Annotated in this window: 19 protein-coding genes; 10 read left to right on the top strand and 9 right to left on the bottom strand. The window is 54.7% G+C overall.

The window, feature by feature from the left end; genetic code table 11:
• Positions 1–227 precede the first annotated feature (227 nt).
• Both FW764_RS17290 and FW764_RS17285 read right to left on the bottom strand, forming a co-directional pair.
• Positions 228–1,193, bottom strand: a complete 966-nt coding sequence (locus FW764_RS17290; protein WP_446434920.1) for an O-methyltransferase — start codon at positions 1,191–1,193, stop codon at positions 228–230.
• Positions 1,193–2,539, bottom strand: coding sequence for an ATP-binding protein (locus tag FW764_RS17285; RefSeq protein ID WP_122300845.1), 1,347 nt, complete (start codon positions 2,537–2,539; stop codon positions 1,193–1,195). The genes FW764_RS17290 and FW764_RS17285 overlap by 1 nt, the downstream gene beginning before the upstream one ends.
• A gap of 396 nt (positions 2,540–2,935) precedes the next feature.
• On the opposite strand from FW764_RS17285, the gene FW764_RS17280 reads away from it, so the two are divergent.
• Both FW764_RS17280 and FW764_RS17275 read left to right on the top strand, forming a co-directional pair.
• Entirely contained in the window at positions 2,936–4,075 is a 1,140-nt protein-coding gene (locus tag FW764_RS17280; protein ID WP_446434919.1) for a DNA cytosine methyltransferase, read from the top strand.
• A gap of 8 nt (positions 4,076–4,083) precedes the next feature.
• Positions 4,084–5,769: an ATP-binding protein gene (locus FW764_RS17275; RefSeq protein WP_446434918.1), complete on the top strand. Its 1,686-nt coding sequence runs from the start codon at positions 4,084–4,086 to the stop codon at positions 5,767–5,769.
• Positions 5,770–5,887: 118 nt separating this feature from the next.
• On the opposite strand, the gene FW764_RS17270 is transcribed toward FW764_RS17275, so the two are convergent.
• On the bottom strand, positions 5,888–6,589 hold the full coding sequence (locus tag FW764_RS17270; RefSeq protein ID WP_446434917.1) for a hypothetical protein: 702 nt from the start codon (positions 6,587–6,589) through the stop codon (positions 5,888–5,890).
• Positions 6,590–7,321: 732 nt separating this feature from the next.
• Between FW764_RS17270 and FW764_RS17265 the strand changes: the two genes are divergently transcribed.
• Both FW764_RS17265 and FW764_RS17260 read left to right on the top strand, forming a co-directional pair.
• A complete protein-coding gene (locus tag FW764_RS17265) occupies positions 7,322–8,347 on the top strand; it encodes a hypothetical protein (RefSeq protein ID WP_446434916.1) in 1,026 nt (341 codons plus the stop codon).
• 126 nt (positions 8,348–8,473) lie between these two features.
• Positions 8,474–9,907 carry an ArnT family glycosyltransferase gene (locus FW764_RS17260; protein ID WP_446434915.1) on the top strand — a complete coding sequence of 478 codons (1,434 nt, stop codon included), beginning with the start codon at positions 8,474–8,476 and terminating at the stop codon, positions 9,905–9,907.
• A gap of 15 nt (positions 9,908–9,922) precedes the next feature.
• On the opposite strand, the gene FW764_RS17255 is transcribed toward FW764_RS17260, so the two are convergent.
• Positions 9,923–10,411 carry a TIGR00645 family protein gene (locus tag FW764_RS17255; protein ID WP_071485524.1) on the bottom strand — a complete coding sequence of 163 codons (489 nt, stop codon included), beginning with the start codon at positions 10,409–10,411 and terminating at the stop codon, positions 9,923–9,925.
• A gap of 165 nt (positions 10,412–10,576) precedes the next feature.
• Here FW764_RS17255 and FW764_RS17250 point away from each other — a divergent pair, with 165 nt between their 5' ends.
• Positions 10,577–12,397: a hypothetical protein gene (locus tag FW764_RS17250; RefSeq protein ID WP_446434914.1), complete on the top strand. Its 1,821-nt coding sequence runs from the start codon at positions 10,577–10,579 to the stop codon at positions 12,395–12,397.
• 40 nt (positions 12,398–12,437) lie between these two features.
• Here FW764_RS17250 and FW764_RS17245 read toward each other — a convergent pair whose 3' ends face one another.
• Together FW764_RS17245 and FW764_RS17240 are read right to left on the bottom strand one after the other, a co-directional pair.
• The gene (locus tag FW764_RS17245; protein WP_446434913.1) at positions 12,438–12,755 is read right to left on the bottom strand and encodes a PA4575 family protein; all 318 of its coding nucleotides are present in this window, start codon (positions 12,753–12,755) and stop codon (positions 12,438–12,440) included.
• 252 nt (positions 12,756–13,007) lie between these two features.
• Positions 13,008–15,446: a Lon protease family protein gene (locus tag FW764_RS17240; protein WP_446434912.1), complete on the bottom strand. Its 2,439-nt coding sequence runs from the start codon at positions 15,444–15,446 to the stop codon at positions 13,008–13,010.
• A gap of 267 nt (positions 15,447–15,713) precedes the next feature.
• On the opposite strand from FW764_RS17240, the gene FW764_RS17235 reads away from it, so the two are divergent.
• The 3 genes from FW764_RS17235 (at position 15,714) to FW764_RS17225 (ending at position 18,623) form a co-directional block, all read left to right on the top strand.
• Complete coding sequence (locus FW764_RS17235) at positions 15,714–16,202, top strand: DUF3015 domain-containing protein (RefSeq protein WP_083356699.1); 489 nt, start codon at positions 15,714–15,716, stop codon at positions 16,200–16,202.
• Positions 16,203–16,292: 90 nt separating this feature from the next.
• Entirely contained in the window at positions 16,293–18,146 is a 1,854-nt protein-coding gene (locus FW764_RS17230; RefSeq protein WP_446434911.1) for an Lnb N-terminal periplasmic domain-containing protein, read from the top strand.
• Positions 18,147–18,317: 171 nt separating this feature from the next.
• Complete coding sequence (locus FW764_RS17225; protein WP_446434910.1) at positions 18,318–18,623, top strand: chorismate mutase; 306 nt, start codon at positions 18,318–18,320, stop codon at positions 18,621–18,623.
• Positions 18,624–18,678: 55 nt separating this feature from the next.
• On the opposite strand, the gene FW764_RS17220 is transcribed toward FW764_RS17225, so the two are convergent.
• Positions 18,679–18,969 carry a DUF3077 domain-containing protein gene (locus tag FW764_RS17220; RefSeq protein ID WP_446434909.1) on the bottom strand — a complete coding sequence of 97 codons (291 nt, stop codon included), beginning with the start codon at positions 18,967–18,969 and terminating at the stop codon, positions 18,679–18,681.
• Between the two features lie 428 nt (positions 18,970–19,397).
• Between FW764_RS17220 and FW764_RS17215 the strand changes: the two genes are divergently transcribed.
• On the top strand, positions 19,398–19,754 hold the full coding sequence (locus FW764_RS17215; protein ID WP_446434908.1) for a hypothetical protein: 357 nt from the start codon (positions 19,398–19,400) through the stop codon (positions 19,752–19,754).
• A 70-nt stretch (positions 19,755–19,824) separates the two neighbouring features.
• Positions 19,825–20,319, top strand: a complete 495-nt coding sequence (locus tag FW764_RS17210) for a GreA/GreB family elongation factor (protein WP_446434907.1) — start codon at positions 19,825–19,827, stop codon at positions 20,317–20,319.
• Here FW764_RS17210 and gdhA read toward each other — a convergent pair.
• Complete coding sequence (gdhA, locus tag FW764_RS17205; protein ID WP_446434906.1) at positions 20,316–21,653, bottom strand: NADP-specific glutamate dehydrogenase; 1,338 nt, start codon at positions 21,651–21,653, stop codon at positions 20,316–20,318. The two genes, FW764_RS17210 and gdhA, sit on opposite strands and share 4 nt — an antisense overlap.
• Before the next feature lie 351 nt (positions 21,654–22,004).
• The gene (gene ettA / locus FW764_RS17200; protein WP_130908752.1) at positions 22,005–23,696 is read right to left on the bottom strand and encodes an energy-dependent translational throttle protein EttA; all 1,692 of its coding nucleotides are present in this window, start codon (positions 23,694–23,696) and stop codon (positions 22,005–22,007) included.
• Between the last annotated feature and the right edge of the window lie 578 nt (positions 23,697–24,274).

Raw genomic sequence — 24,274 nt, 5'->3', positions numbered from 1 at the left:
GAGTCTGAGCTTCCGAGGGGCGGCGATTGGGTTTCTCGGGATTTCGTACAGAGCCTAGCAGCTCGTGTTGATTGAGGCGTCAAACTTTAATTACGGTGGCTGTTCGCAGGCTTTAACACCAACTGCATGGCGCAGTCAGAGCGGTAGTAATATGCGCCAGGTCGATCCTACGGAAGGAATGGCCTGGATCGATGTGTTGAGTGCTAATAATAGTTTTATGTGTTTGGCTAAGCTTCCATTACTGCAAAGTTTGGGAAATATCGATACATTTTGCTAAATTTTTCTGCATCTGATACTGGAATTGAGCCGAGAGAAAGCGCAACACCCTCAGCACTCGGCAATTGCTGTTCGATTCTACGAAGTTCTCTAACTGTTAGCTTGGGCATTTCTATACGAATGGCTTTATTTTCCTGAGGTATAAAGTCCAACTTGTTAAAAGCGCACGATTCATAACGAGGCATGTCTTCCGGCGTAACAAACACACCAACTATAGTCGTCATACGTGCGTCGTCTTGATATTCAATTTCACATATAGGTAGAAAGCGCATCGCTGTTTCGGGGGCGGTGTTTCTATCCGATAGAGCCAGCTCTATTTCGGTCGCTAACATTTTTCTGCACAGCGCACCGTATGGCCAGCCGGCTAAGTCTTCATCACGGGCTTCGTCTGGAATGCGCTCCCTACCAAAAGTTTGGCGAAACCTTTCAATCGCGCTTGCTTTTGAAGGATCATTTTCTTCATGATATTCAATAAGAGCTTTAGCTTTTGTACACTGCACAGACACCGCTAATATAGAGCCCGACAACGCTCGTGAAGCAACTGATCGCACATCCTGCAGCATTGAAGTCACTAAGGTGTCATCGTAGTCTAACCAAGCAATAGTTCGTTGAGTCCAGTCTAGTTTTGGTAGAGCCTCTGACGAGGTTGAAAACTCCATCCTAATTTGAAACGGTCTATTTTCCTCAAACCTTGCACGTGCAGCCTCCGACTTCTCTATGGAGACCATGTTCTTGATGCCGAGTATTTTATGGAATAATACAAAGTCAGAAAACCATACCGATCCAAATCCAACATAGTTGTAATCTTCAACCGGTTGAAATGGTGTCAATCGGCGAAAAACATCAACAAGCATTTTTCGCTCTGCATATTTGGCAGGACGCAAAGAATAGTCAATTTTTCGAAAACTAGCTGCCATCAGTCGCGCTGCCTCTTCAGAATCATATCAAAACAAGCTTCACCGACAGCTTTAGCCGATCCAAGACCTAGTGCATCTTGTAGGAAGTCGACATCATCAACTGTGCGAGAATATTGAATTTTTATCATTTTAGGGCCCTTAACTATCGACCCACGTGCTGGAGCGGTAAAGTTTGTTTTTACCAAAAAAGATTCTGGGCGGCGAGGTGAGGCATTGGTCACGAAGTCTAACAAAGCGCTTTTTTCACGGGTATTTTCATCTATATCTGCATCAAGATCATTGAGGAAGTCAATTACTGGCCGCATCATTTCCAACATTCTCTGGAATGTTTGCCTCCATACAATGCTGTCTTGGTCAACATCAGTTTTTGTTGTGTTCCACGGAATTCTAGAGGAATCATCGGAATCAAAGGATACAATGCCACGAAAACGTGCAAATTGATTATGAAAGCTGGGAATCAGAGTTCTCCCTGCTTCTTCTTCAAGCAATCCCCAACCTGTCACACTACGCCTATCAGCCTCTAAGATAACGCGGCCGTTACAGATAACATTCCAGCCTGCTTCTTTAGGAGTAGATGGGCCAACACCAACGATTATCTTTGCAACTACAGGAGCGGAGTCTTCACTTTCAAACGTGATAATGTCGGTTCCTGGTGCAAAACCTTCTCCCACCAAAAGATATATATTCGTAGCATCGATGCGCGTCTCGTTTACCGCTATTTGCAATCCATCCGATATGAATTGTCGGTGCTTCGATTTTATAAGTCCAATTATGGAGTTTACAAACCAGGCCGTGCCAAACTTTAAGGATACCTCTGGCCTCAAATTAGTTACTTTAATATCTGTGCCAGGCTTCTCGGTTGATATTTTTTCACTATTAAATTCGGCCCATGGAAAGCTCCAGCCTTGCTCCGCCTCCCATTCCTCCACGTTGACATCGACAGCCCAGGACTCGTCTGGCGTAGCTGATTGAACATTAAAGTGGCGGCCGAACTTGAATAGCGCACGCTTCATGCCCACGCCAAATTGTCCAATCGAATGGGAAGTCGCTTTCGCACCGGACGGGCGTCCAAACCGGAAGGCATACTCCCGTGCTGTTTCCACGTCGAAGCCTCCGCAGTTATCCAAGATGCGGAATTGCGTTTGATCAATAGTGATTTCCACTGAACAACCCTCATAGGGTCGCTCAGCTTGCGTGGCCAGCCTTTTTGCGCCATCGACACAGTTGTCAACGAGGTCAAGCACTGCTTGCTCGAGTGGGATATCTCGTACCAGCATATCCACGAAGAACGCCTTTGTAGGCTCTGCGCTGATGTTGTCTCTGACCTTAGAGTCCGCTTCCGTCATAGATCTCTCCCTCGAATGATCATGATAATGCAGCGTCTGTAGTCAGTACGCTACCCCATTGGCCAGCAAAACGTCATCACTTCCTGTATCGTGAATGCATAGGTGTGCATCCAAAGGCCATTTTGTCGGAGCTGCGCGATCTCTAAGCATGCTCAGATCGGAGGGGCTGGATGGCAAGGACCGCCCGATAGCTGCACAGCTAGACATTGCCGAAACACAAACACGGGTCTTGGTATATCTGCCTCCTCGCTGCAGGCTAAATGTCAATTTAGCGTGGGCGTAATCGGGGCTGTTTCAGGATATCGATTGGCAGGAGAAAGGCACTGAAAAGCCAGCGATCGACAAAAAATCCATTTCATGACATCCTCTCCGCAATTCGCCTATAGGGGACATGCCATGGCAGATTCAAAACCTCTTATTATTGATTTGTTCTCTGGCTGTGGGGGGCTCGGACTGGGCGCCGCGTTGGCTGGATTTCATTCACTGGCGGCGGTGGACATCGACAAAGACCTTCAGTCTGCTTACGGTCTAAATTTTCCTCTGACACAAACCATCAATATGGATTTGGCGCTCATAACTCCGAGTATGTGGAAGAGCATACTGAAAGGGCGGAAAGTTGATGGTATTGTTGGTGGCCCGCCCTGCCAAGGATTTAGTCGCATAGGGCTCCGCAAGACGGATGACCCAAGAAATGCTTTGCTTGGTCAATATTTTAAACAAGTGCGTGAACTCAAGCCTAGATTTTTCTTGATGGAAAATGTTGAAGGAATTTTAGACGAGAAAAATAAGCCGGTTTTAGAGGCCGCACTTAATTTAATTCCGAAAAACTACCATGTTGTCGGTCCACTGAAGGTTAACGCCCTTGATTGTGGCGCAGCCACGTCTCGTAAGAGGGTTGTGATAATTGGGGTTGATCGGTCATCTATGGATCAAGTTTCCGAGCAAGAAATTATTGCCAGCTTGATTAAGAGCCCTGTTACTGTGAGGGATGCTATCAGTGATCTCCCTTCTCCTTATGAAGACGAACTGAAGTCCTCAAAGCTTTTTGGTTGGGCCCGCTATAAGTCTTCAGCCTGCGATATTTCAGACTACGCTTTAAAGATGCGTGCTATGCCGCCTAAAGGACTTGGTTCAAAGCTGTCGTTAGATCACCTAATACATGGTGAAATATCGGGAGTAATAAATACAAAGCATACTCAACCTGTTATTGAGCGATTCAGTGAAACTCGCCCTGGTGAAGTGGAATCGATAAGTCGTTACCCAAGATTGTCTTGGGGGGGGCACTGCCCTACGCTACGAGCAGGCACGGGTAGTGATAAGGGTAGCTTTCAGGCTATGAGACCCATCCATCCTTCGGAACCTAGGGTGATAACTGTTCGGGAAGCAGCCAGGTTGCAGGGGTTTCCTGATTGGTTCCTATTCCATCCTACAATCTGGCACTCCTTCCGTATGATAGGAAACAGCGTTTCCCCATTTATGTCTTATCATTTGATGAACATTCTTGCTACTAAATTAGAAAATAGAGCGGTTGCCTAGGAGGAAATATGGCAGTTACTAAGGAAAGTATAGAGGTTAGTTTTAATTCAGATGCCGACTATTTGATCCAAGGATTAACTGCTGATGTGAGCACTATTGAATGCATATATGACCTTGTGGATAATTCAATAGATGCAGCGCGCTCTAAAATTCTAAATGGTACGAAGCCTACAAAAAAGGACGCCTTTGGGCTGCCAGCCTCTTATAAGGGATTTAAGATAGATCTAAAAATTTCGGCAAGCGCTGTATCTATTCTAGATAATTGCACAGGTCTAGAAGAGAGCACATTGTCAGAAAAGGTTTTTACTATAGGTAAAAAATCGAAGCACGCTTTTGGTATAGGCCACTATGGGGTAGGGCTAAATCGAGCAATTTTTAAGCTGGGGAGTTCTGTCCAGCTTAAGACCGACAATGGGAAACATGCTTTTTCGCTCGAATTTACAGAAGACGATGTGCGTTCAGCGGTAGAGAGTAAGTCGACCATCAAAGCCCAAAGACAACCCACTGCTAATAGTAATTACTACCGACTGGAAATAGGAGGGATTAAGCGAGATGTGCTGGGTGATCTAGGTTCTGAAACTTGGGAGGACTCTCTGCGAGAGCAGATCAGAATTAGATATGCCATTTTTTGTAAGAAGGGAATTCTGATCACCGTCAATGGTAAGAAATGTGGTGAGTTTGGTCCCGAAATACGTAACCCAGGTTTTTTGAAAAAAAGAACCAAGAATTTGATGTCGCAAAATGGCGTCTCAATATATCTAGAGGCAGGGCTTCATGAGAACTATCGAATTGCCAAAATTGATAGCGACTATACTCAGTTAAAGCCGACAATCAAAAATCTAACTCCTGAATATGGCTGGTATATTGTTTGTAATGATAGAATAATTTTGGTTGCCGATAAAAGTAAAACTACAGGCTGGACGACTAGTTGGCACAATGAGTATCATGGCTTTTTAGGGTGGGCTCATTATGTGAGTGAAGATCCTTCTTTGCTGCCATGGGATACCAAAAAAACCGGTATCAACACTAATCATCAGACGCATGTTGAGGTTTTAAGTTCTCTCAAAGAACTGGCTGATGATTATCGAACTAGAAATAGGCAGTTGAGAAAAAGCAAGTCTGGAGGCGGCGTTGCTTCTGCGCCGGCTAAACCTGGAGCTGTAGGAACTGGAGGATCAAGTGGAGGCGTTGGTGCCAGTAAGGCAATCCATACGAAAGATATGGATATGCTTATATATGATATTTCTGCAAAATCAAATTCGCCACGAATTGCATCTTTCCTCCATGAAGCTAAAGAGATTTCAATTAAAGAACATCCTTATACTGCGATGATATTGCTTCGTGTCTTATTTGAAGCCGCACTTCGCGATTATTTGTTGAGGCACAAACACTATCAAAAAGTAAAGGATTTCGTTTTTCAGGAACAGGCAGCTCAAGGTCGTAGCTTTACGGCAAGACAGAAAAACGATTTTACTCCTGCACTGTCTAGTATGTTGTCTTGGTCGGCAAAAAATACGGAGATATTTGATTCTGATGTCAGACGGGGAACCAAGACTTCAATAGATAGTTTTATAAAAGATGTATCTCGCTTAAATGGCATTGTTCATGAGGACGGCGTGTTAACTGATTTTTCCGAAGCTAAACAAATAAGAAATAATGCTTATAAAGCTTTGCAGACTTTATTGGAAGGCTGAACTTTTATAGTCCTGATATTTTTGCTGATGGAGCTATAAAGTCTACCCGCGCCCCATATTGTTTAAGAATTCTCAATCAATATGGGGTGTTGATGTGTCTTATTTTAGACTCCATTTCTTAGCCCCAAACAACTCTACAGGCGAGGTACTCACCTAGCACGATACGGACATCAATCCCAGCCTGCCAGTCAATTGCGTATCGATAACGGACAGGTTGTATGATCATCCAGTCTCCGGTCTTGGCCGGGAAAATGGTTTTTCCTGATATGCGTAAAAATGCCCGGCTTCCTATTTCGGGCCACAGATATTGAAACTCATCTCCAATTTTTTCGAAGTCCTGCTTTTCCTCTGTACTCATCGTAGGGATTGCATGAACTGAATAGACATCAGGCTTATCATCCAAGGATTCGGCTAACTCATAGGCTGCATGTCCCTGTGCTAATTTAATGACGATATTTCGCACCCGTGCGTCTTCAGGCTCCCACCATATTTGTCCTGCATCGTCAACTTTTCGGCATTTGTCTAACTGGAGCTTCAATCGGGTGTTTCTGGAAAGTGACCGTTTGATCTTCTCTCTTGTGATTCCTTGGACCTCCGTTGTCCCTGTCATAACGCACTCTAGCAAACATGCGAGATACTCCTCGTCATACGAGAATCCCGCGTTGCACTTCTGGCAAGCTTCGACTACTGGAAGGTTTTCTGGAAGTGGATTGTCTAAAAACACACGTGACGGCACATGCTCGACAGTTTCTGGAGGGCCACCACAGTAAATGCATTTACCTTTCAATCGCTCATCAATGAAAAGATGTTTGGGGTCCATGCCGTGAGCTCCATTCAATTGCACGTTGCTGTGCAGTAATTACCGGTCTAATAGATGTAGAGCTGGGTAGCTCCAAATGCATTATTGTAGGACGTAGGTCTCTCGGAGGGGACATGTGTTTCTGAAATTTAGCAAAGTGTTAACAAAATCTCGAAAACAGGATGAGTTGTTTACGGTTCTCTCCTCCCTAATTCAATTAAATGCGTATCTTCATGATTTTAAAGGAAGACGGTATGGGTCACGAGACGTTCTTGTACAGAACCACTCTACCGAATGTACGCTTACGGGGCAGAGCAAATGTTGACCAGCGACTGAATGCTCCTGGCCGGTTCTGCTTGTCACCACCTTCAGCCTCTTATCGAACGTAGCCTGTGTCCCCACAGCACCAGAAAATCACCGCTCATGATCGGGCGAAGCAAGGTTGTCAGATCGATACAAGCATTGGGTAATGGCATTGCTATCTGGTGAGGTATTCCAATTGGTATTCCAAGCAAAATACCAAACTAGCATTATTCATAATAATCAATCACATAAAATACTAATTCAGATTACCCCGGCCCACCAATTCGAAGCACCGACAGAACCCGCCTAGTGCGGGTTTTGTTGTTTCTGAGGTTCAATGTTGCGGGACATAAAAAGGCGAGCCGCTTCACAACGCCTCGCCCGCTGGAATCCCCCCACGCTTCCCATTACCCTGACGGCCTTTATCAGACAACCGGAAGTCAGATACCCGTGCTCAAGCCCCTCGCTGTCATTACCCTCGCCTTCACGCCCTTGCTCGCCTCCGCCGCCGACCTCGCGGGCGTCTGGCAGGGCACGCTGGGTAAATCCGCTGTCACCGCCTGTTTCAACGGCGCCGATGCCGAGCATGGCAGTTACTACTACCAGCGCATCCTCACGCCGATTCAACTGACCCAAGCCAGCGATAACGCGCCGTGGGTGGAGGAAGGCAACACCGGTTTCTGGGCATTGCAGAACCCCCAGGGCGATACGCTCTCAGGTGGCTGGAGCAAAACCAAGGGCGGCAAGCCGTTGCCACTCAGCTTGCAACGCATCAGCACCGACGGCTGTGGCAGCGATGCCTATAACGCGCCCTTGGAGGCCGCGCCTCTGCCGGTGAAGACCGAGAAGAAAAGTTTCGAAAACCACGCGTATCACCTCAAGACCCAAGGTGCCCAGGTTACGCTCAAGCTGGAAGGTGACGGCGCTGCCATTCAGAAGATCAACCGGCAACTCGCCGCACTGGCCGTCAACGATGAGGATCAGGCTGACTACTTTCACGAACGCCGCGAATACCTCGGTCGAAACGGCTCAGCTAATACCAGCGAAATCGATGTGGAACCCACGTATTGGTCGTCGCAATTTATTACCGTCAAGTTTTACCGCTGGGCCGCCGGCACTGGCGCCAGGGGCATCAGCTGGGGCCTGCACTCCTGGAACCTGCAAACCGGCGACAGCGTTGACCCGTGGACATGGCTCGGCGGCAATCAAGAATGGTATGACGCCTATTCCGGCCACGTGAAGCTGCCCGTCCAGTTCAGTGCCTGGCTGGCCAAGCAAACCAGCACCGACGAAGGCTGCCCGGCGATCACTGAGTACGACAGCTTCGACCTGAGTTTCAACACCCAAGGCTTGCAACTTTCCACGCGCGCCACGGGCGACGGTTGCGACAACGACTTGTCCTTCACCTGGGCGCAATTGCAGCCGGTGTTGACTGAGCAAGGCAAGGCGGCGCTGCCCAGCCTGAAACAGCCCTGAATAACGGGTTTGGCGGCCTTACAAAAAACCCACACTCATTCACGAAACGTTAAGAAACGGATACATATACTGACTGATTAACATGCCCGCTCCTCCGAGCGGTCCCCTGCCCGGTAGCCTGAATCCATGACGCGCCCCGTTTCTCTGCTGCTCCTTCTCGTTGCAGTGTTGTTCTTCTTCGCCCTGGGCAGCCACGAGCTGCAAGGCTCCACCGAAGCCCGTGTAGCCGGGATCGCCATGGCCATGCACTTGGATAATGATTGGGTAATCCCGCGCCTGTTTCGAGAACCCTTCCTGGAAAAACCGCCCCTGAGCCTGTGGCTGGACGCCGGTGCGATTCGGCTGTTTGGCGGCACCACCTGGGCCGTGCGCCTGGCGTCGGCGTTTGCCGGGTTGTTCAGCGTGATGCTGTTTTACGGGATGTTGCGCAAGTTCGGGCGGCCGCAGACGATGGCGTTCGGCGCCGCGTTGATCCTGGCGACCATGGCCAGTTACTGGGGCAACGTGCGCGGCGTGGGTGAGGACTCGCTGCTCAGCCTTGGCGTGACCGCCGCGCTGCTCGGGTTTTACCAGGCTGTGCGGCTCGACCGCGAGGGCTCCAATACATGGGCCTGGGCTTTGTTTACCGCAGGCATGGTCATCGCGACCTTGAGCAAAGGCGTACTCGGCCTGGCGATGCCGGGCATTGTGATCTTCGTTTACCTGGCCGCCACCAGCCTGATGGATAAACGCCTGCGCATCGGCGACTGGCTCAAGCCGGCGCTGTTCACGCTGTTGGCCCTGGTGCCACTGATGATCTGGCTGGGCTTTCTGTTTCATCGCGGCGGCATGCAGGCGGTGGCCGAAGTACTGTGGACCAACAGCGTCGGGCGGTTCAGCGGTTCGTTTGTCGAGGCCGGGCATTACGAACCCTTCTACTACTACATCGCCAAATTGCCCGAGGCCTTCCTGCCCTGGAACATCCTGGTGTACCTGGGCCTGTGGCACTTTCGCAAAAGCCTGGTGCGTAACCGCTACCGCCTGTTCTTCAGCGTGTGGCTGGTGGCGCAGTTCACATTACTGACTCTGGCTTCGAGCAAGCGCACCGTTTATTTGATGGCACTCACGCCCGCTGCTGCCGTGCTCGCAGCAGAATACGCCGGGGTGTTGCTGGCGTGGCTCAAAACGAATAAACCGGTGCTGCACCGTTATCACCGCGGCGTAATCGCTGGCGTGTTCACGCTACTGATCGCCAGTTACCTGACAGCCGCCTTCTGGTTTGCGCCAAAAGCCGACTTACGTGAGTCTTTCGTACCGGTGATCAGCCAGGCGAAGGCGTATCAAACCGAAGACAAAGAGGTGGTGCTGTTCCAACCCAACGAGCGCATCGCCGGAGCCAGCGTGTTCTATCTGCAGGCCTATTTGCCGATACTGCAAAGCGAAGAGGAGCTGCGCAGCTTTCTCGCGGCCAAGCCCGGCAACATGGCGCTGCTGGATCGCCCCAACGACCTGGCTAAGAAGGTCACCGTGATCAAGCAGATGGCAATCGGTCGCCAGCCTTACTACTTCGTCGAGCAGTAAGGCCGGCATGGGGCATCAGTGCTTGGTGAGCTTGTCCAGGTAACCCATGGCGAACGCCGAGATCACGAAGGTCATGTGGATGATCACGTACCACATCAAATGCTGCGGATCGACGTTCTTGGCATCCATGAAGATGCGCAGCAGGTGGATAGACGAAATCGCCACGATGGAGGCGGCCACTTTCATCTTCAGCGATGAAGAGTCCATGGTGCCCAACCAGTTGAGCTTTTCCTTGCTCTCATCGATATCCAGCTGTGAGACGAAGTTCTCGTAGCCGGATATCATCACCATCACCAACAAGCCGCCGACCAGTGCCATGTCGATCAACGACAGCAGCACCAGGATCAGTTCGGACTCGGCCATCGAGAACACGCTCGGCAGCAAGTGAATCACTTCCTGGAAGAACTTCAGCGCCAGCGCCAGCAACCCCAGGGACAAGCCGAAATAAATCGGCGCCAGCAGCCATCGCGAGGCGTACATGGCATTTTCGATAAAGCGTTCCATTGAATCTCACACAGCGTGGTTAAAAATGGCCGCGAGTATACCAGTCACGTCCAATCACCTGTCACCGCGAGAAAACTGACTTGGGCGGCATCTGTAAGAGAGTTTTTCTGCTAGTGTCGAGCCCAGCAAATCGGCTCGATGCTGACGAACAGGAAGACTCAGATAATGGATGTGCGATCCCCTTTGGCCACGTTCGGCCTGTGTGCGGTGTTGCTGATGGCCAGCGGCTGCTCCCCTAAAGAAGAGCAGAAGCAGGCTACCCTCGAAGAGAAAACCGCCAAGTTCGAACAATCACTGGACACCATTCAAGACCCCAAGCTCAGAGAGGCCATCGCCGACCTAGGCGGCTCGCTGCTGTTGCTGGAGCGCGCGCAAGCCAAGCTTGCCACCAAGCCCATCGAAGCCGAATACGGCGAAGACACCCTGGCCTTGCTCAAGCACTACCCCACGCCCCAAGCCTTGGTGGACACCTACATCAATGGCCTGTTCGTGCTGCGCAAAGCCTCACACTCCGACTACCTGACGGATTTGCAGCCGGTGTTCCCGTTCAACTTCAACACCCCGGACCAGTTCCCCTTCCCCCACGGCCTGGAATGGCAGTCGGTGACCTTGAGCAACAATAAAGTCATCCCCTTTCAGCCGGAATGGTCGGAGACCGACCCAGGTATCCAACTGAGCCCGAGCAGTTCCAGCCTCACCAACCCCGATGACCTGACCGTGACTTACCCGTTCATCGAGGGTATCGAGACCGACAACAAGAGCCAACCGCAGCCCGTCAGCCTCAAGGGCGCGGTGGAAGTGGTCGCACCGGGCAAGGTGCTGACGTTCGATTTGTCGAAAAAAGACGTGGGTCACAAACGCACCGAGGGCAATATCACCCTCAACCTGCTGCGGCTTGAGAAAAACTACGCCGAGATCGAGCTGACCAACAGCGAGCCGCTGGCGCCGGAGGTCGGCGACGAGTCGCCTAACCCCTTGCTGGTGCAAGCCCGCGACAGCACCGGGCAATTTCTCACCCGCGCGGGCTCAATCAATGAAAACGCCGCACAAGTGGCGTTCTACGAGAAACAACTGGCCGAGATGCAAAAACAGAAGGCCTGGTCGGATGCCTTTGAAAAGAAATTGATCGAAGAGCAGAAAGCCTTCGAACATAAACAGAGCAGCCATTACGCCAAGGTCTATTTCAATGGTTTGATCGAAAACCTGAAGGTCAATGTGCTGGACTTCTCCAAGGCCACACTCACCCACAAAAACCTTGAGCTGCCAGTGCTGCGCTTCGACAAGAACAGCCTGCAAAAGACCGTGCAAGCCTTGCCGATGCCGGTCACAGTTTATGACGACAGCGCCCCTAGCTGGCTCAAAGACGCGTCAATGACCGAGGATCAGTTGAAAAAAAGCGTCACGATCAGCCAGTCGACTGAAGACACCAGCGCCGCAAAGATCGTGTTTGACCACCCCTTCACGTTCAACGACGACTTGGTAGGCGCCGAGCGCAACAACAGCGATGCGCCCATCACCTTCTTCACGGCGGATGACAAAGGCGAACGCGGCGAGCCCATCGAACTGCCGACAGAGGCTTTCGAGCTGAACGCGGGAAGCAGCACGCTCACGTACGACCTTAACCTGTTCCCGGAAACCCCGGCATTTGCAGTGGGCTCGGTGCCGCTGTTCCTGGCTACCATCGAGAAGGCCACGATTGACGTGGCCAAGCTGCCCAAAGGCCTGTCCCTCAAGGACAACGCGCTGATTATTGATCAAAAAGAGTTCCCCGCCGACAGCTGGCGCTTCTACGCCAAGGACGCGAGCGGCAACTACCTCAAAGAAATCCTCAGCGTGAGCCACCGCGCCGAAGAATACGGCACGGCGTTGTTTGACGTGCATTATTTCTACGGCCAGCCAACCAGTCTGGAAAGCTACCAACGCACTGACCTCGACACCGTGCAATACGGCTTTGAGGTCAAGTTGGACGCGCCGCAGAGCAAATAACCCCAGCCGATCGCTGCCCGCTCTGCGTGGCAGCGATCAATCACAAGGCCAGGCGCTCATGCCCGCCATTGAGCTGGCGCAGATGGGCCTGCATATGCAGGCACCATATCTGCGGGTCGCCCGCCAGCTCGTAGCCGTGCAGCATCAGGCTTTCGACGATTGATCTCAGAATGGTTTCTGCCACGAAAGGCCCATGAAAAGGGCCTTGAGACTTGATGGTGGAAGGCTGTTCACCGGTCATTCCGGCCGCAAACAACAGCGTCCACATCCCGTTATCCCCCGCAAGAGGGCGAATGGAGCATTCGATACGGGTGACCAGGCCCAGGCATTGGCGGGTAAGGCAAAGGTTGCGCGGCATGGCGGCGACCCTCGGTAGATCGGTGTTCAACCTCGCGCGTGGCGAAGCTGTCTCTGTCCAGCGACTCCTGTAGATATCCCTTAAGCTCAGAATAGAATAAAACCAGTACAAACCAAGGCTGTAGGGACCAACGGGCGTTGGTCCCTGAGAATGGAGTCAATTTAGTGGCGAATTCACCGCCGCTTCCAAATACTTCGCTGATCCAATGTGGGAGCGGGCTTGCTCGCTCCCACACTGACCGCGTCACGACAATCAGCTCGGCTTGGCTTGCGCCAACGCCTGCTGCGCCAGCTCCTTCTCCGCCTCTTTCAAATCATCCTCGCTGATCATCTCGGCAATCGCGCGCAAACGCTCAACCACGCGCGCATTCACGCTGCCTTCCGGGAATTGCCCTTCCTCATCCGGCTCACCGGCAGGCTCGCCCACCAACAAGCTCAACGCCTCGTCCGCCTGACGCACAGCATAGATGTGGAACTGCCCGTCGCGCACGGCCTTCAGCACCTTCTCATCGAGCATCAGCGTGGCGACGTTGGCTTGCGGAATGATCGCCCCCTGCTCGCCGGTCAAGCCGCGTGCTTCGCAGAGGCGGAAGAAGCCTTCGATTTTCTCGTTGACCCCGCCCACCGCCTGCACTTCACCAAACTGGTTGATCGAGCCGGTGATCGCAAAGCACTGTTTAAGCGGCGTTTTCGACAGCGCCGAAATCAAGGTGCACGCCTCGCCCAGGGACGCGCTGTCACCATCCACGTAACCGTAAGACTGCTCCAGCGCGATACTGGCCGAGATCGCCAGCGGGAATTCCTGGGCATAACGGCTGCCCAGGTAACCGGTGAGGATCATCACACCCTTGGAGTGAATCGGCTGGCCGAGGTTAACTTCGCGCTCGATGTCGACAATGCCACTGCCGCCTGGGTACACCGTGGCGGAAATCCGCGCCGGCACGCCGAAGGCCGAATCACCGACTTCCAGCACCGTCAGCCCGTTGCATTTGCCCACCGCCGCGCCGGCGGTGTCGATCAGGATCACCCCAGCGAGCATGTCGTCGAGAATCCGCGCCGACACCCGCCCGGTACGCGTGGCCTTGGCCTTGAGCGCCCGTTCGATATGGCCGGCATCGGTCATCTCATCGCCAGCCAGGTGGCGAATGAAATCCGCCTCGCTCACCAGCTGGAACAAATCGCCGATACGCGCCGACAAACGCCCCTGGTGTTCCGCCAGGCGTGCGCTGTAGGTCGCCAGACGCGCCACTGCGTCCGACGTCAGCGGCGCCATGCCTTCTTCCGAAGTGCGGGTCTTGAGCAACTGGGCGAACTGCTCCAGGCTTTCGTCGACCATCGGGATGTCTTCGTCGAAGTCCACCAGGACGCGGAACATCTCCTGGAAGTCCGGATCGGCATCCTGCAACGCGTAGTACAGCTGGCGCGAGCCGATGATGATGACCTTGACCTGCAACGGGATCATTTGCGGGTTGAGGGTCACGGTGGCCAGGCGCCCCAGCTCACCCAGCGGCGATTCCATCTTCAGCTTGCGCGACTGCAGGGAGCGCTTGAGGGCGTCCCACACGAAGGGCTCGCTGAGCATTTTTTCGGCTTCAAGAATCAGGAAACCGCCATTGGCACGGTGCAACGCGCCCGGGCGCAACTGGCGATACGTGGTGTAGAGCGCGCCTTGATCGGTGCTGTATTCGATACGGCCGAACAGGTTGTCGTAAGTCGGGTGCGGCTCAAACACCACCGGCGCGCCGCCGTTGACCGAGTGGCCCACCACCAGGCTCGGGCAGTATTGCTCTTCGAGCAGCTTGCGCGCCTGGGCGTCGGTCTTGGCGTCGTCGACAAACTGCTCGACCACGGATTTGAGCAAATACACCTGCATGGCCTGCAGGTAACCGCAGACAGCCGCGTTTTCCGCGTACTTTTCCGACAGCGGCGCCAGCAAAGGCTGCAGGGCCAGGGTGATGGTTTCTTCGTTGAACTGGCGCAGTTGGTTATTCGACTCGCGCTTCCACTGCGGCAGGCTGGCCAACTCTTCGTTGAGGCGCTCTTCCAGCTCGGAAATATCCGTGTGGAAGCGCTCGCGGTCAGCCTCCGGCAGTTGCGAGAACTCCGCCTCGTCCAGCGCCTTGCCGTCGAGCATCGGCGTGAACGCAATGTTGGAGCTGTCGCGGTACAACGCCACGTCCTTTTCCAGGGCAAGGCGTTCAATCACGTCCAAGGCCTTGTCGTAACGCTGGTTGAAGGCGCGGTCGATGGCGCTTTTGCGCTGTTGATAAGTCGGGTGTTCAAACACCGCCGGGAAGGTGGCGACCAGATTGTCGACCAAACCGTTGATATCGGCGATGAACGCCGCCGCGCCGCCGCCCGGCAACTCCAAGGCACGCGGCTCACGTGGCTCATCAAAATTATTCACATAGACCCAGTCCGCCGGGGTCTGCAGGCGTTTTCCTTCAGCTTTCAAGTAGCGTTTGACGAACGAAAAACGGCCAGTACCCGGCTCGCCCATGACAAACACGTTGTAACCGGGGCGTGGCATGGCCACACCGAACTGCAAGGCTTCAACCGCACGTTCCTGGCCAAGCACGCCGCGAAAGGGCTCCAAATCATTGGTGGTCGAGAAGCTGAACTGTTCAGCGGAGAAAGGGCGAGTCAGCGCGTCGGGCGCTAGACGCAGGCTGGCAGCAACAGGATCAGGCATCGGGCTTCCTTACATCAGGCGGGGCAGATGACGGCATTCTGGCTCCCGGTTACGCGCTCTGGCAAGGCGCGACTTTGGGAAAGCATAGCCAGGGGACACGTCTTACAAAAAAATCGCGGCAACACTGATTGTTTTATAAAAAATCACGGAACCCTAGGAACGTGCCTAAACTCCAAACTGCGCGGGTTGGACTAATAACTGGCCCCTAGGGCGCTGCGATGCGCCTGAACCCTTGTCCATTGGTTTGCACACAAAGAGAACAAAGCTATGAAACGGATCCTTCTTGGTACTCTCTTCACCGTCGTCTCCCTCAATGCAATGGCAGAAGCACCAGGTGGCCCGAACTGCGGTTGGGGCAACATGTTGTTTGAAGGCCAGCGCGGTACGCCAGCGCATTTCCTCGCATCCACCACCAACGGCACCTCGGGTAACGCCACCTTCGGTATGACCTCAGGCACCAACGGTTGCAGCACCAACAGCGCCCTGACCTACGGCGGCAAGTCCTGGATTGCCATGAATGGCATGATGAACGAGCTGTCCGAAGACATGGCCAAAGGCAACGGCGAAGCACTGACCACCTACGCGGTGGTACTGGGCGTTGCACCGGAAGATCGCGATCACTTCGCGGCCGTGACCCACGAGCACTTCCAGCAGATCTTCAGCAAAGCTGACGTGACCGCTGACGACGTGCACAACAACACCCTGGCTGTACTGAAAAGCGATGCCCGCCTGGCCAAATACGCGACCCAGGCTTAAGCTCGACCCGCCCGCGTCTTTCGAGGCGCGGGCTTTATTTTGGACCCGCCTCCCCTTTGGGTCTCACTATTTCCGACTTAAGTTGCCCCTATGCTCAAACGCTTTGCCTGGTTGGCACTCTTCGCCTGCGCCCCGCTGTACGCGGCCCCGCATATTGATGATCAACGTTTGCAGCAATTGGCCAACGATCCGTTCTGGCTGTCTTTGGGCCATTACGAAGCCGGCAAGATCAGTGGCTGGCGCAGCTATGTCAGCGACAAGAAATTCTTCCTCGCCCCCGATGGCGCGCACCACCCGGACCAAGAGCTGAGGGCGACCGTAGAGGCGCTGTATGCCCCGGCAAGCCTCGGCGAAAAACACGCCCAGTGCGTTTACCCCGCCCGTACCCGTTGGCTCAAAGATCAGTTGCACCTGGCCGACCTGCCCGCCTTGGACTGCAAAGAATTCACCCAATGGTTCAAGGACGTCGCCCCTCACAGCGCGGTGATGATCTTCCCGGCGGCCTACCTCAACAGCCCGTCGTCGATGTTCGGTCACACCCTGCTGCGTATCGACCAGGCTGACGTGCAGAGAGACAAGACCGCCCTGCTCAGCTATGCGATCAACTTCGGCGCCTATATTGAAGGCTCCGACAACAGCATTCTTTACGCCTGGAAAGGTCTGATGGGCGGCTATCCCGGCCTATTCGCCCTGGTGCCGTATCAGGAAAAACTCTCGGAATACCGTAGCCTTGAGAACCGCGACCTGTGGGAATACCGCCTGAATCTCACTCAAGTCGAGACCGAGCGCATGGTCCGGCACGTGTGGGAGCTCAAGCAAATCCAGTTCGACTACTTCTTCTTCGACGAAAACTGCTCCTATCGCCTGCTGGAACTGCTGCAAGTGGCCCGCCCGAGCCTGCGCCTGACCGAGCAGTTCCCGCTGACCGCGATCCCCACCGACACGGTCAAAGCGGTGAAAGAGGCAGACCTGGTCGAGAAGATCGACTACCGCCCCTCCCGTGAGCGCGAACTGCTGGAACGCGCCAAGCCGCTGGATGGCGACGAGCAACAATGGGTGCTGAAAATCAGCGATGACCAGAAGCAATTGCAGGAGCCAACGTTCAAAGCCCTGCCACGCGACCGCCAAGCCCTGATCATCGACGCCGCCTATCGCCTGGGCCGCTACCGCGCCAATGGCCTGGAACGCGACACCGAACGTTCGCAACGCAGCTTCGAACTGCTGCGCGCGATCAACCAGAACCCAGCGCCCGACCTCCAAGTCGAACGCCCGGGCCTGCCCGAGAACGGCCATGAATCACGCACCTGGCAAGCCGGCATCGGCACCCGTGGCAGCAAGACATTCGGCGAATACGGCCTGCGCATGGCCTACCACGATCTCAACGACAACGCCGAAGGCTTCCCGCTGGGTGCGCAGATTGAAATCCTGCAGATGAAACTGCGCCAGTACGAAGGCAACCACTGGCAGCTGCAGCAACTGGACCTGGCGACCATCCGCTCCCTGACCCCACGCAACGCCCTGTTGCAGCCGTGGTCATGGCAAGTGACCGGCGGCCTGGAGCGCGTACCAGGCAAACACGACGACGAAACCTTGGTGGCCCACGTCAACGGCGGCGCGGGCGGCACCTGGCAACTCACCGACGACATGCTCGGCTTCGCCCTCGGCACCGTGCGCGTTGAGCACAACAACGACTTCAGCGAAGCCATCTCCCCGGCTGCCGGGTTCAACACCGGCGTACTGTGGAAAAACCCGCTGGGGAATTTGAGTTTGGAGGCCAAGGGCGACTTCTTCACCAATGGGGAAGTGCGGCGCAGTATCAGCCTGAACCAGCAGTGGGAATTGTCGCGCAACCTCGGGTTACGCCTGAGTGCCCAGCGTGAGTACAGCCATCTGTCCACGCCCGTGAATGAAGTGATGCTCGAAGTGAAGTGGTATCACTACTAACCAAAGCCAGACAAAGATCAAAATGTGGGAGCGGGCTTGCTCGCGAAGTCGGTGGATCAGTAACAGCCAGGCTGGCTGCCCCACCGCCATCGCAGGCAAGCCAGCTCCCACATTTGCCTCGCGTATATTCAGACACATCGCATTGCCCACCCAATCAGGAGCTCCATCAACATGGCCGTTAACTGCACCACCCTTGAAGAAGTCCGCGAAAACATCGACCGCCTCGACCAACAAATCGTCGCCCTGCTGGCTGAACGCGGCCACTACGTTTCCCAGGCCGCTCGCTTCAAAAAAGACTCGGACGGCGTCAAGGCGCCGCAACGGGTTGAACAGGTGATCGCCAAGGTGCGGCGGTTATCCGAGGCGGTGGGCGCCAACCCTGAGGTTACTGAGCAGGTGTATCGCGCCATGATTGCGGCGTTTATTGAGCAGGAATTGGCTGAACATGCCGCGCTGACGAATAACCAGACGGCATAACCCCCTTTGTGGCGAGCAGGCTTGCCCCGCTCGCCACAGAAGCAGGATTTGCCTGCTAAGCTGTGGGTGTCATCGCTTGGGTCAGGTCATCCACGACGGCCTTGCCCATCTCACACAGATAATGCGCGGCCCAGGCGTATTGTTCGCCGCGCACATCCATGGCGGCTTCCATGGGGAGTTTCTTTGAGTAGAAAAGCAAGGTGGAGGCGTGTTCCAGCGCTTGATCAATCGGCATGCCGGCATTGACGCGGAACAGTGGTTTTTGGTTTTCGCCGTAGTCGCCAAAGGTGACGACGCCTAGGGTGGTAATTGAAGACAGGGGTGGATCAGGGACGACTTTAGACATGGTGTACCTACTAAGTGAGATAAAGGACCACCACAACACGTCGCTAAACATAAAGGGGTGGCAGCTGTACGCAGGTTAGCGAACCGGTCACCTAGACACCCGGCAGATCCGAAGATCTCCCGCGCACAGCCGCCATAACACGATATCGACAAGCACAAAACCGCCTGCCAAGTGTGTAAAGAGGATGAGTCTTAGTGATTCGGGTCGCTAAACCCGGTCGCTGCTTTCACAGCGAAGCCAGGAGACTAGTGACCCAAACCCTAAGGCGCAATACACCAAGGATTCTCTAGGAAACGTCCTGCAATTTAAAGAGAATCGTCGTTGATGGCCCTTTAACCCGACACCTTTCTCACCTCGCTTTCACACCTCCCCGACAAATCCCTGACTAGACTGCCCCTATCAGCCGTGAAACGGCCAGGGAGTACGTAATGTTGCGGTACGCGTTAATGCTGTTCGCGGTAGTGGGGCTGTCGGGTTGCCAGTCAACCCATCAGGATTTACTCGCCAAAGGTTATCCACCGGCTTTTGCCGATGGCTTTGATGACGGTTGCAGCAGCGGTCGCCAGGCCGCAGGGGTGATCAGCGGGGAGTTTCGCAAGAACGTACCGCGCTATCTGAAGGACCGCGAATACGCCGAAGGCTGGGAAGATGGCTTTCGCCAGTGCAAGGCCATGCGCGAGAACGAGGAGTTGCGCGACTACAAGGACAATCACTGGGATGACCGTGAACGCGCCTGGCAGCATGAGAAAGACCGCGACGCCGGCAGGGCTTATCGCGCGCAATAGGTCGCTTTCAGACATCCAGCGAAACTAAAGCCCGGCGACCATGGCCCAAACTCCATAGAGGGAGAATGTCATGAGCCGAGCTTTTGTTAACGAGGACAACGCCGCCCAGGCCGATCAGCCGGTGGAGCGCCAGGTCAGTGAGCAACCCAATCGCCTGACCGCAAAAGGGTTGGCGCAGTTGCAGGCCAAGGTCGCGCAGTTACAGCAGGAATACAGCGTGGAGTCCGCCAAAGGCGAAACAGCCGATAAGCAGCGCCAAGCGGATCTTGAGCGGGATTTACGCTACTTCAACCAGCGCGTGCAAAGCGCCCAAGTCGTGGCGCCGGCCACCTCCACCGACAAGGTGCAGATCGGCAGTTGGGTCACTTTCGCCAACGAGCAGGACGAGCAGCAGCGCATTCAATTGGTGGGGGAAGACCAGGCCGATGCCCACGCTAACCTCATCAATTGGGGCTCGCCTTTAGGCCGCGCATTGCTGGGCGCCCAGGTGGGCGACGAGGTGCTGTGGAAACGCCCCGTCGGCGATCAAATAATTGAAGTGCTGCAGGTCGAACCCGAGACTTAAACGATACCTTGCGCCAGCATCGCGTCAGCCACCTTCACAAAGCCTGCGATGTTCGCGCCCTTCACATAATTGACCCGGCCGTTTTCTTCACCGTAATGCACGCAGGCATGGTGGATCGACTGCATGATGCTGTGCAGCTTGCTGTCCACCTCGCCTGCCGTCCACAGCAGGCGCATGGCGTTCTGCGACATTTCCAGGCCACTCACGGCCACGCCGCCGGCATTGGATGCCTTGCCCGGCGCGAACAGAATGCCCGCCTCGGTAAAGATATCCACAGCCGCAAGCGTGGTCGGCATATTGGCGCCTTCGGCCACGCAGATGCAGCCGTTGCGCAGTAACGTGCGGGCGGCGTCGGCGTCAAGTTCGTTCTGGGTGGCGCACGGCAGCGCGATGTCGCAGGCCAACTCCCAAGGGGCTTTGCCTTTGCGGAACTCCAGGCCAAAACGCTCGGCCAATTCGCTGATGCGACCGCGCTGCACGTTTTTCAACGCCAGCAGGGCCGACCATTGCTCCTCGGTCAAACCGCTTTCGGCGTACAGGGTGCCTTCGGAGTCGGACAGGGAAATCACCTTACCGCCCAGGTCCATCACCTTGCGTGCCGCGTATTGCGCGACGTTGCCTGAGCCGGAAACAGCCACGCGCTTACCTTCAACCCGCTGGCCGTCGCGCTTGAGCATTTCTTCGGCGAAGTACACACAGCCGAAACCGGTGGCTTCGGGGCGGATCAGACTGCCGCCGTAAGTCATGCCTTTGCCGGTCAGCACGGAGGTGAATTGGTTGCTGAGGCGCTTGTACTGGCCAAACAGGAAGCCGATTTCGCGGGCGCCCACGCCGATATCACCGGCCGGTACGTCCACGTCCGCACCAATGTGGCGGTACAACTCGCTCATGAACGCCTGGCAGAAGCGCATGACTTCGGCGTCGCTTTTGCCCTTGGGGTCGAAGTCCGCGCCGCCTTTGCCGCCGCCCATGGGCAGCGAGGTCAGGGAGTTCTTGAAGGTCTGCTCAAAGGCGAGGAATTTCAACACGCCCAGGTTCACCGACGGGTGGAAGCGCAGGCCGCCTTTGTAGGGGCCTATGGCGCTGTTCATCTGGATACGGAAGCCGCGATTGACCTGGACCTTGCCGTGATCATCCACCCACGACACCCGGAAAGTAATCGCGCGTTCCGGCTCGCAGATGCGCTCCAGGATGCCCGAGGTCAAGTAGTGGGTGTTGGCTTCTAGAAACGGCCACAAGCTGCGTAGGACCTCCTCTACAGCTTGGTGGAATTCCGGCTGGTCGGGGTCGCGTTTCTTGAGGCGGGCGAGGAAGGATTCGACAGATTCGATCATGGAAACGTCTCGGCAAATTGATTGTTTTTAAAGGAGATTGAGCCGGACCTTAGCAATTCATGTTGCACCTGAAAAGTGCAAAATGTCGCCTTTGTGAATTTAAATGGTGCATTAGATATAAATTATTGTGTTTTTTTGCACCATGAGAGGGATTTCAACTTAGAGCATGCACCAGCAGTTAAACCGCCTTCGCGAGCAAGCCCGCTCCCAGATTTGATCGGGTTGCCACTTTGGAATGCGGTCGAATGCGGGAGCGGGCTTGCTCGCGAATGAATTCAACGCGGTCCACCTGAATAACGCGCGCAAAAAAAAACGGAGCCCGAAGGCTCCGCTTTTTCAAACCCACCCGAATCAGGCCAGTTTTTTGTGCCGTACACGGTGCGGCTGGGCAGCTGCTTCGCCCAAGCGCACTTTACGGTCCGCTTCGTACTCGGTGTAGTTACCTTCGAAGAACACTGCTTGCGAGTCGTCTTCGTACGCCAGGATATGGGTCGCGACGCGGTCAAGGAACCACCGATCGTGAGAGATCACAATGGCGGCGCCCGGGAAGTCCAGCAGGGCTTCTTCCAGGGAACGCAGGGTTTCAACGTCGAGGTCGTTGGACGGTTCGTCGAGCAGCAACACGTTGCCGCCCTCTTTCAGGGTCAGGGCCAGGTGCAAGCGGCCACGCTCACCACCGGACAGGTCCTTGACGAACTTCTGCTGGTCGCCGCCCTTGAAGTTGAAACGGCCGACGTAGGTACGCGACGGGATTTCATAGTTGCCGATGCGGATCTGGTCGGAACCGTCAGAGATTTGCTGGAACACAGTCTTGCTGCCATCCAGGTCTTCGCGGCTTTGGTCGACACAGGCCAACTGCACGGTTTCACCGACTTCGATGGTGCCCGAATCCGGAGTTTCCTTGCCCATCAGCATGCGGAACAGCGTGGATTTACCCGCACCGTTACCACCAATAACGCCGACGATCGCGCCTTTTGGCATGGAGAACGACAGGTTGTCGATCAACACACGGTCGCCATAGCCTTTGCTGACGTTCTTGAACTCGATGACCTTGTCACCCAAGCGTGGGCCGGCCGGGATGTAGATCTCGTTGGTTTCGCTGCGCTTCTGGAATTCCTGCGACTGCATTTCTTCAAAGCGTTGCAGACGTGCCTTGGATTTGGACTGGCGGGCCTTGGCGCCTTTGCGCACCCACTCCAGTTCTTCCTTCATGGCTTTTTCGTGAGCCGATTGCTGCTTGGATTCGGCAGCCAGACGGTCGGACTTGGCTTCCAGCCAACCGGAGTAGTTGCCCTCATAAGGGATACCGGCGCCACGGTCGAGCTCAAGGATCCAGCCAGCTACGTTGTCCAGGAAGTAGCGGTCGTGCGTGATCGCAACCACGGTGCCCGAGAAATCGTGCAGGAAGTGTTCCAGCCAGGCGACGGAATCGGCGTCCAAGTGGTTGGTCGGTTCGTCGAGCAGCAGCATGTCGGGGGCCGACAGCAGCAGGCGGCAAAGGGCCACGCGACGTTTTTCACCACCGGACAGGAATTCGATCTTGGCGTCCCACGCCGGCAGGCGCAGCGCATCGGCGGCGACTTCCAGCTGGCGCTCCAGGTTGTGACCGTCGCTGGCCTGCAAGATGGCTTCGAGCTTGGCCTGTTCGGCGGCGAGCTTGTCGAAGTCAGCATCTTCTTCGGCGTAGGCGGCGTAGACCTCGTCCAGGCGCGCCTGGGCGTTCTTGATCACGGCCACGGCTTCTTCGACCACTTCGCGCACGGTCTTGGTCGGGTCCAGGATCGGCTCTTGCGGCAGGTAGCCGATGTTCAGTTCGGGCATCGGGCGGGCTTCGCCTTCGAACTCAGTGTCAACGCCAGCCATGATTTTCAGCAGCGTGGACTTACCCGAACCGTTAAGGCCAAGCACGCCGATCTTGGCGCCTGGGAAGAAGGACAGCGAAATGTTTTTCAGGATTTCCCGCTTCGGCGGAACAACTTTTCCCAGCCGATGCATGGTGAAGACGTACGAACCTGTCTGCCCGTGTTTGTCACCTTTTGCCATTTTTAATTACACCTATGGGTCGGAGATTGCTCGGCTTTTTAGTATTTTGAGCACGAGATACAAAAATCAAAAAAGTCGTGCTTCTGACTCAGCCAAACTCGATTCGTCACTATACGTTGAAAACGTTGAGTGTTGGGGCCGACTCGTGGGGTCATCAGAGGATAGAAATAAGCATCAATGTTGCTAGAAGAAAAGTGTTGGTGCAAGCGCACTGGCCTGTTGACTACCCGAACCTTCAGGTGACCTGGGAGCAGTCGAGGCGGGCATCAAAACTTCGAGCCTGGATCTATACATTCGCGAGTAAAGCAAGAACCGAATCAAGCGTTCTCTCGGCACTCCCATTCCTGTCGAGTGTCGTGAGAGTGCAGGGTCTCGCGGCATCACCAACCCAAGTTTTTTGCAGCCCCCTTGATAGCCTCAAGGGTTAGTTTTCGGTCAGCGGCAACTACTCGTTTCAGCCAAGTCTTCCCTCCATATGCCGAACGTCTCGGTGTATTCGATGCACTCCTTCATGGAAAGCGAATATGAGCGTTATGGAATATCCCACTCAGGAATATTTACGATGGGTTGAGTTGGGC

Source organism: Pseudomonas sp. 1152_12 (assembly GCF_052850675.1).
Note: the sequence above shows the minus strand (reverse complement) of the source record. Positions and strands in the feature narration are given on the sequence as shown.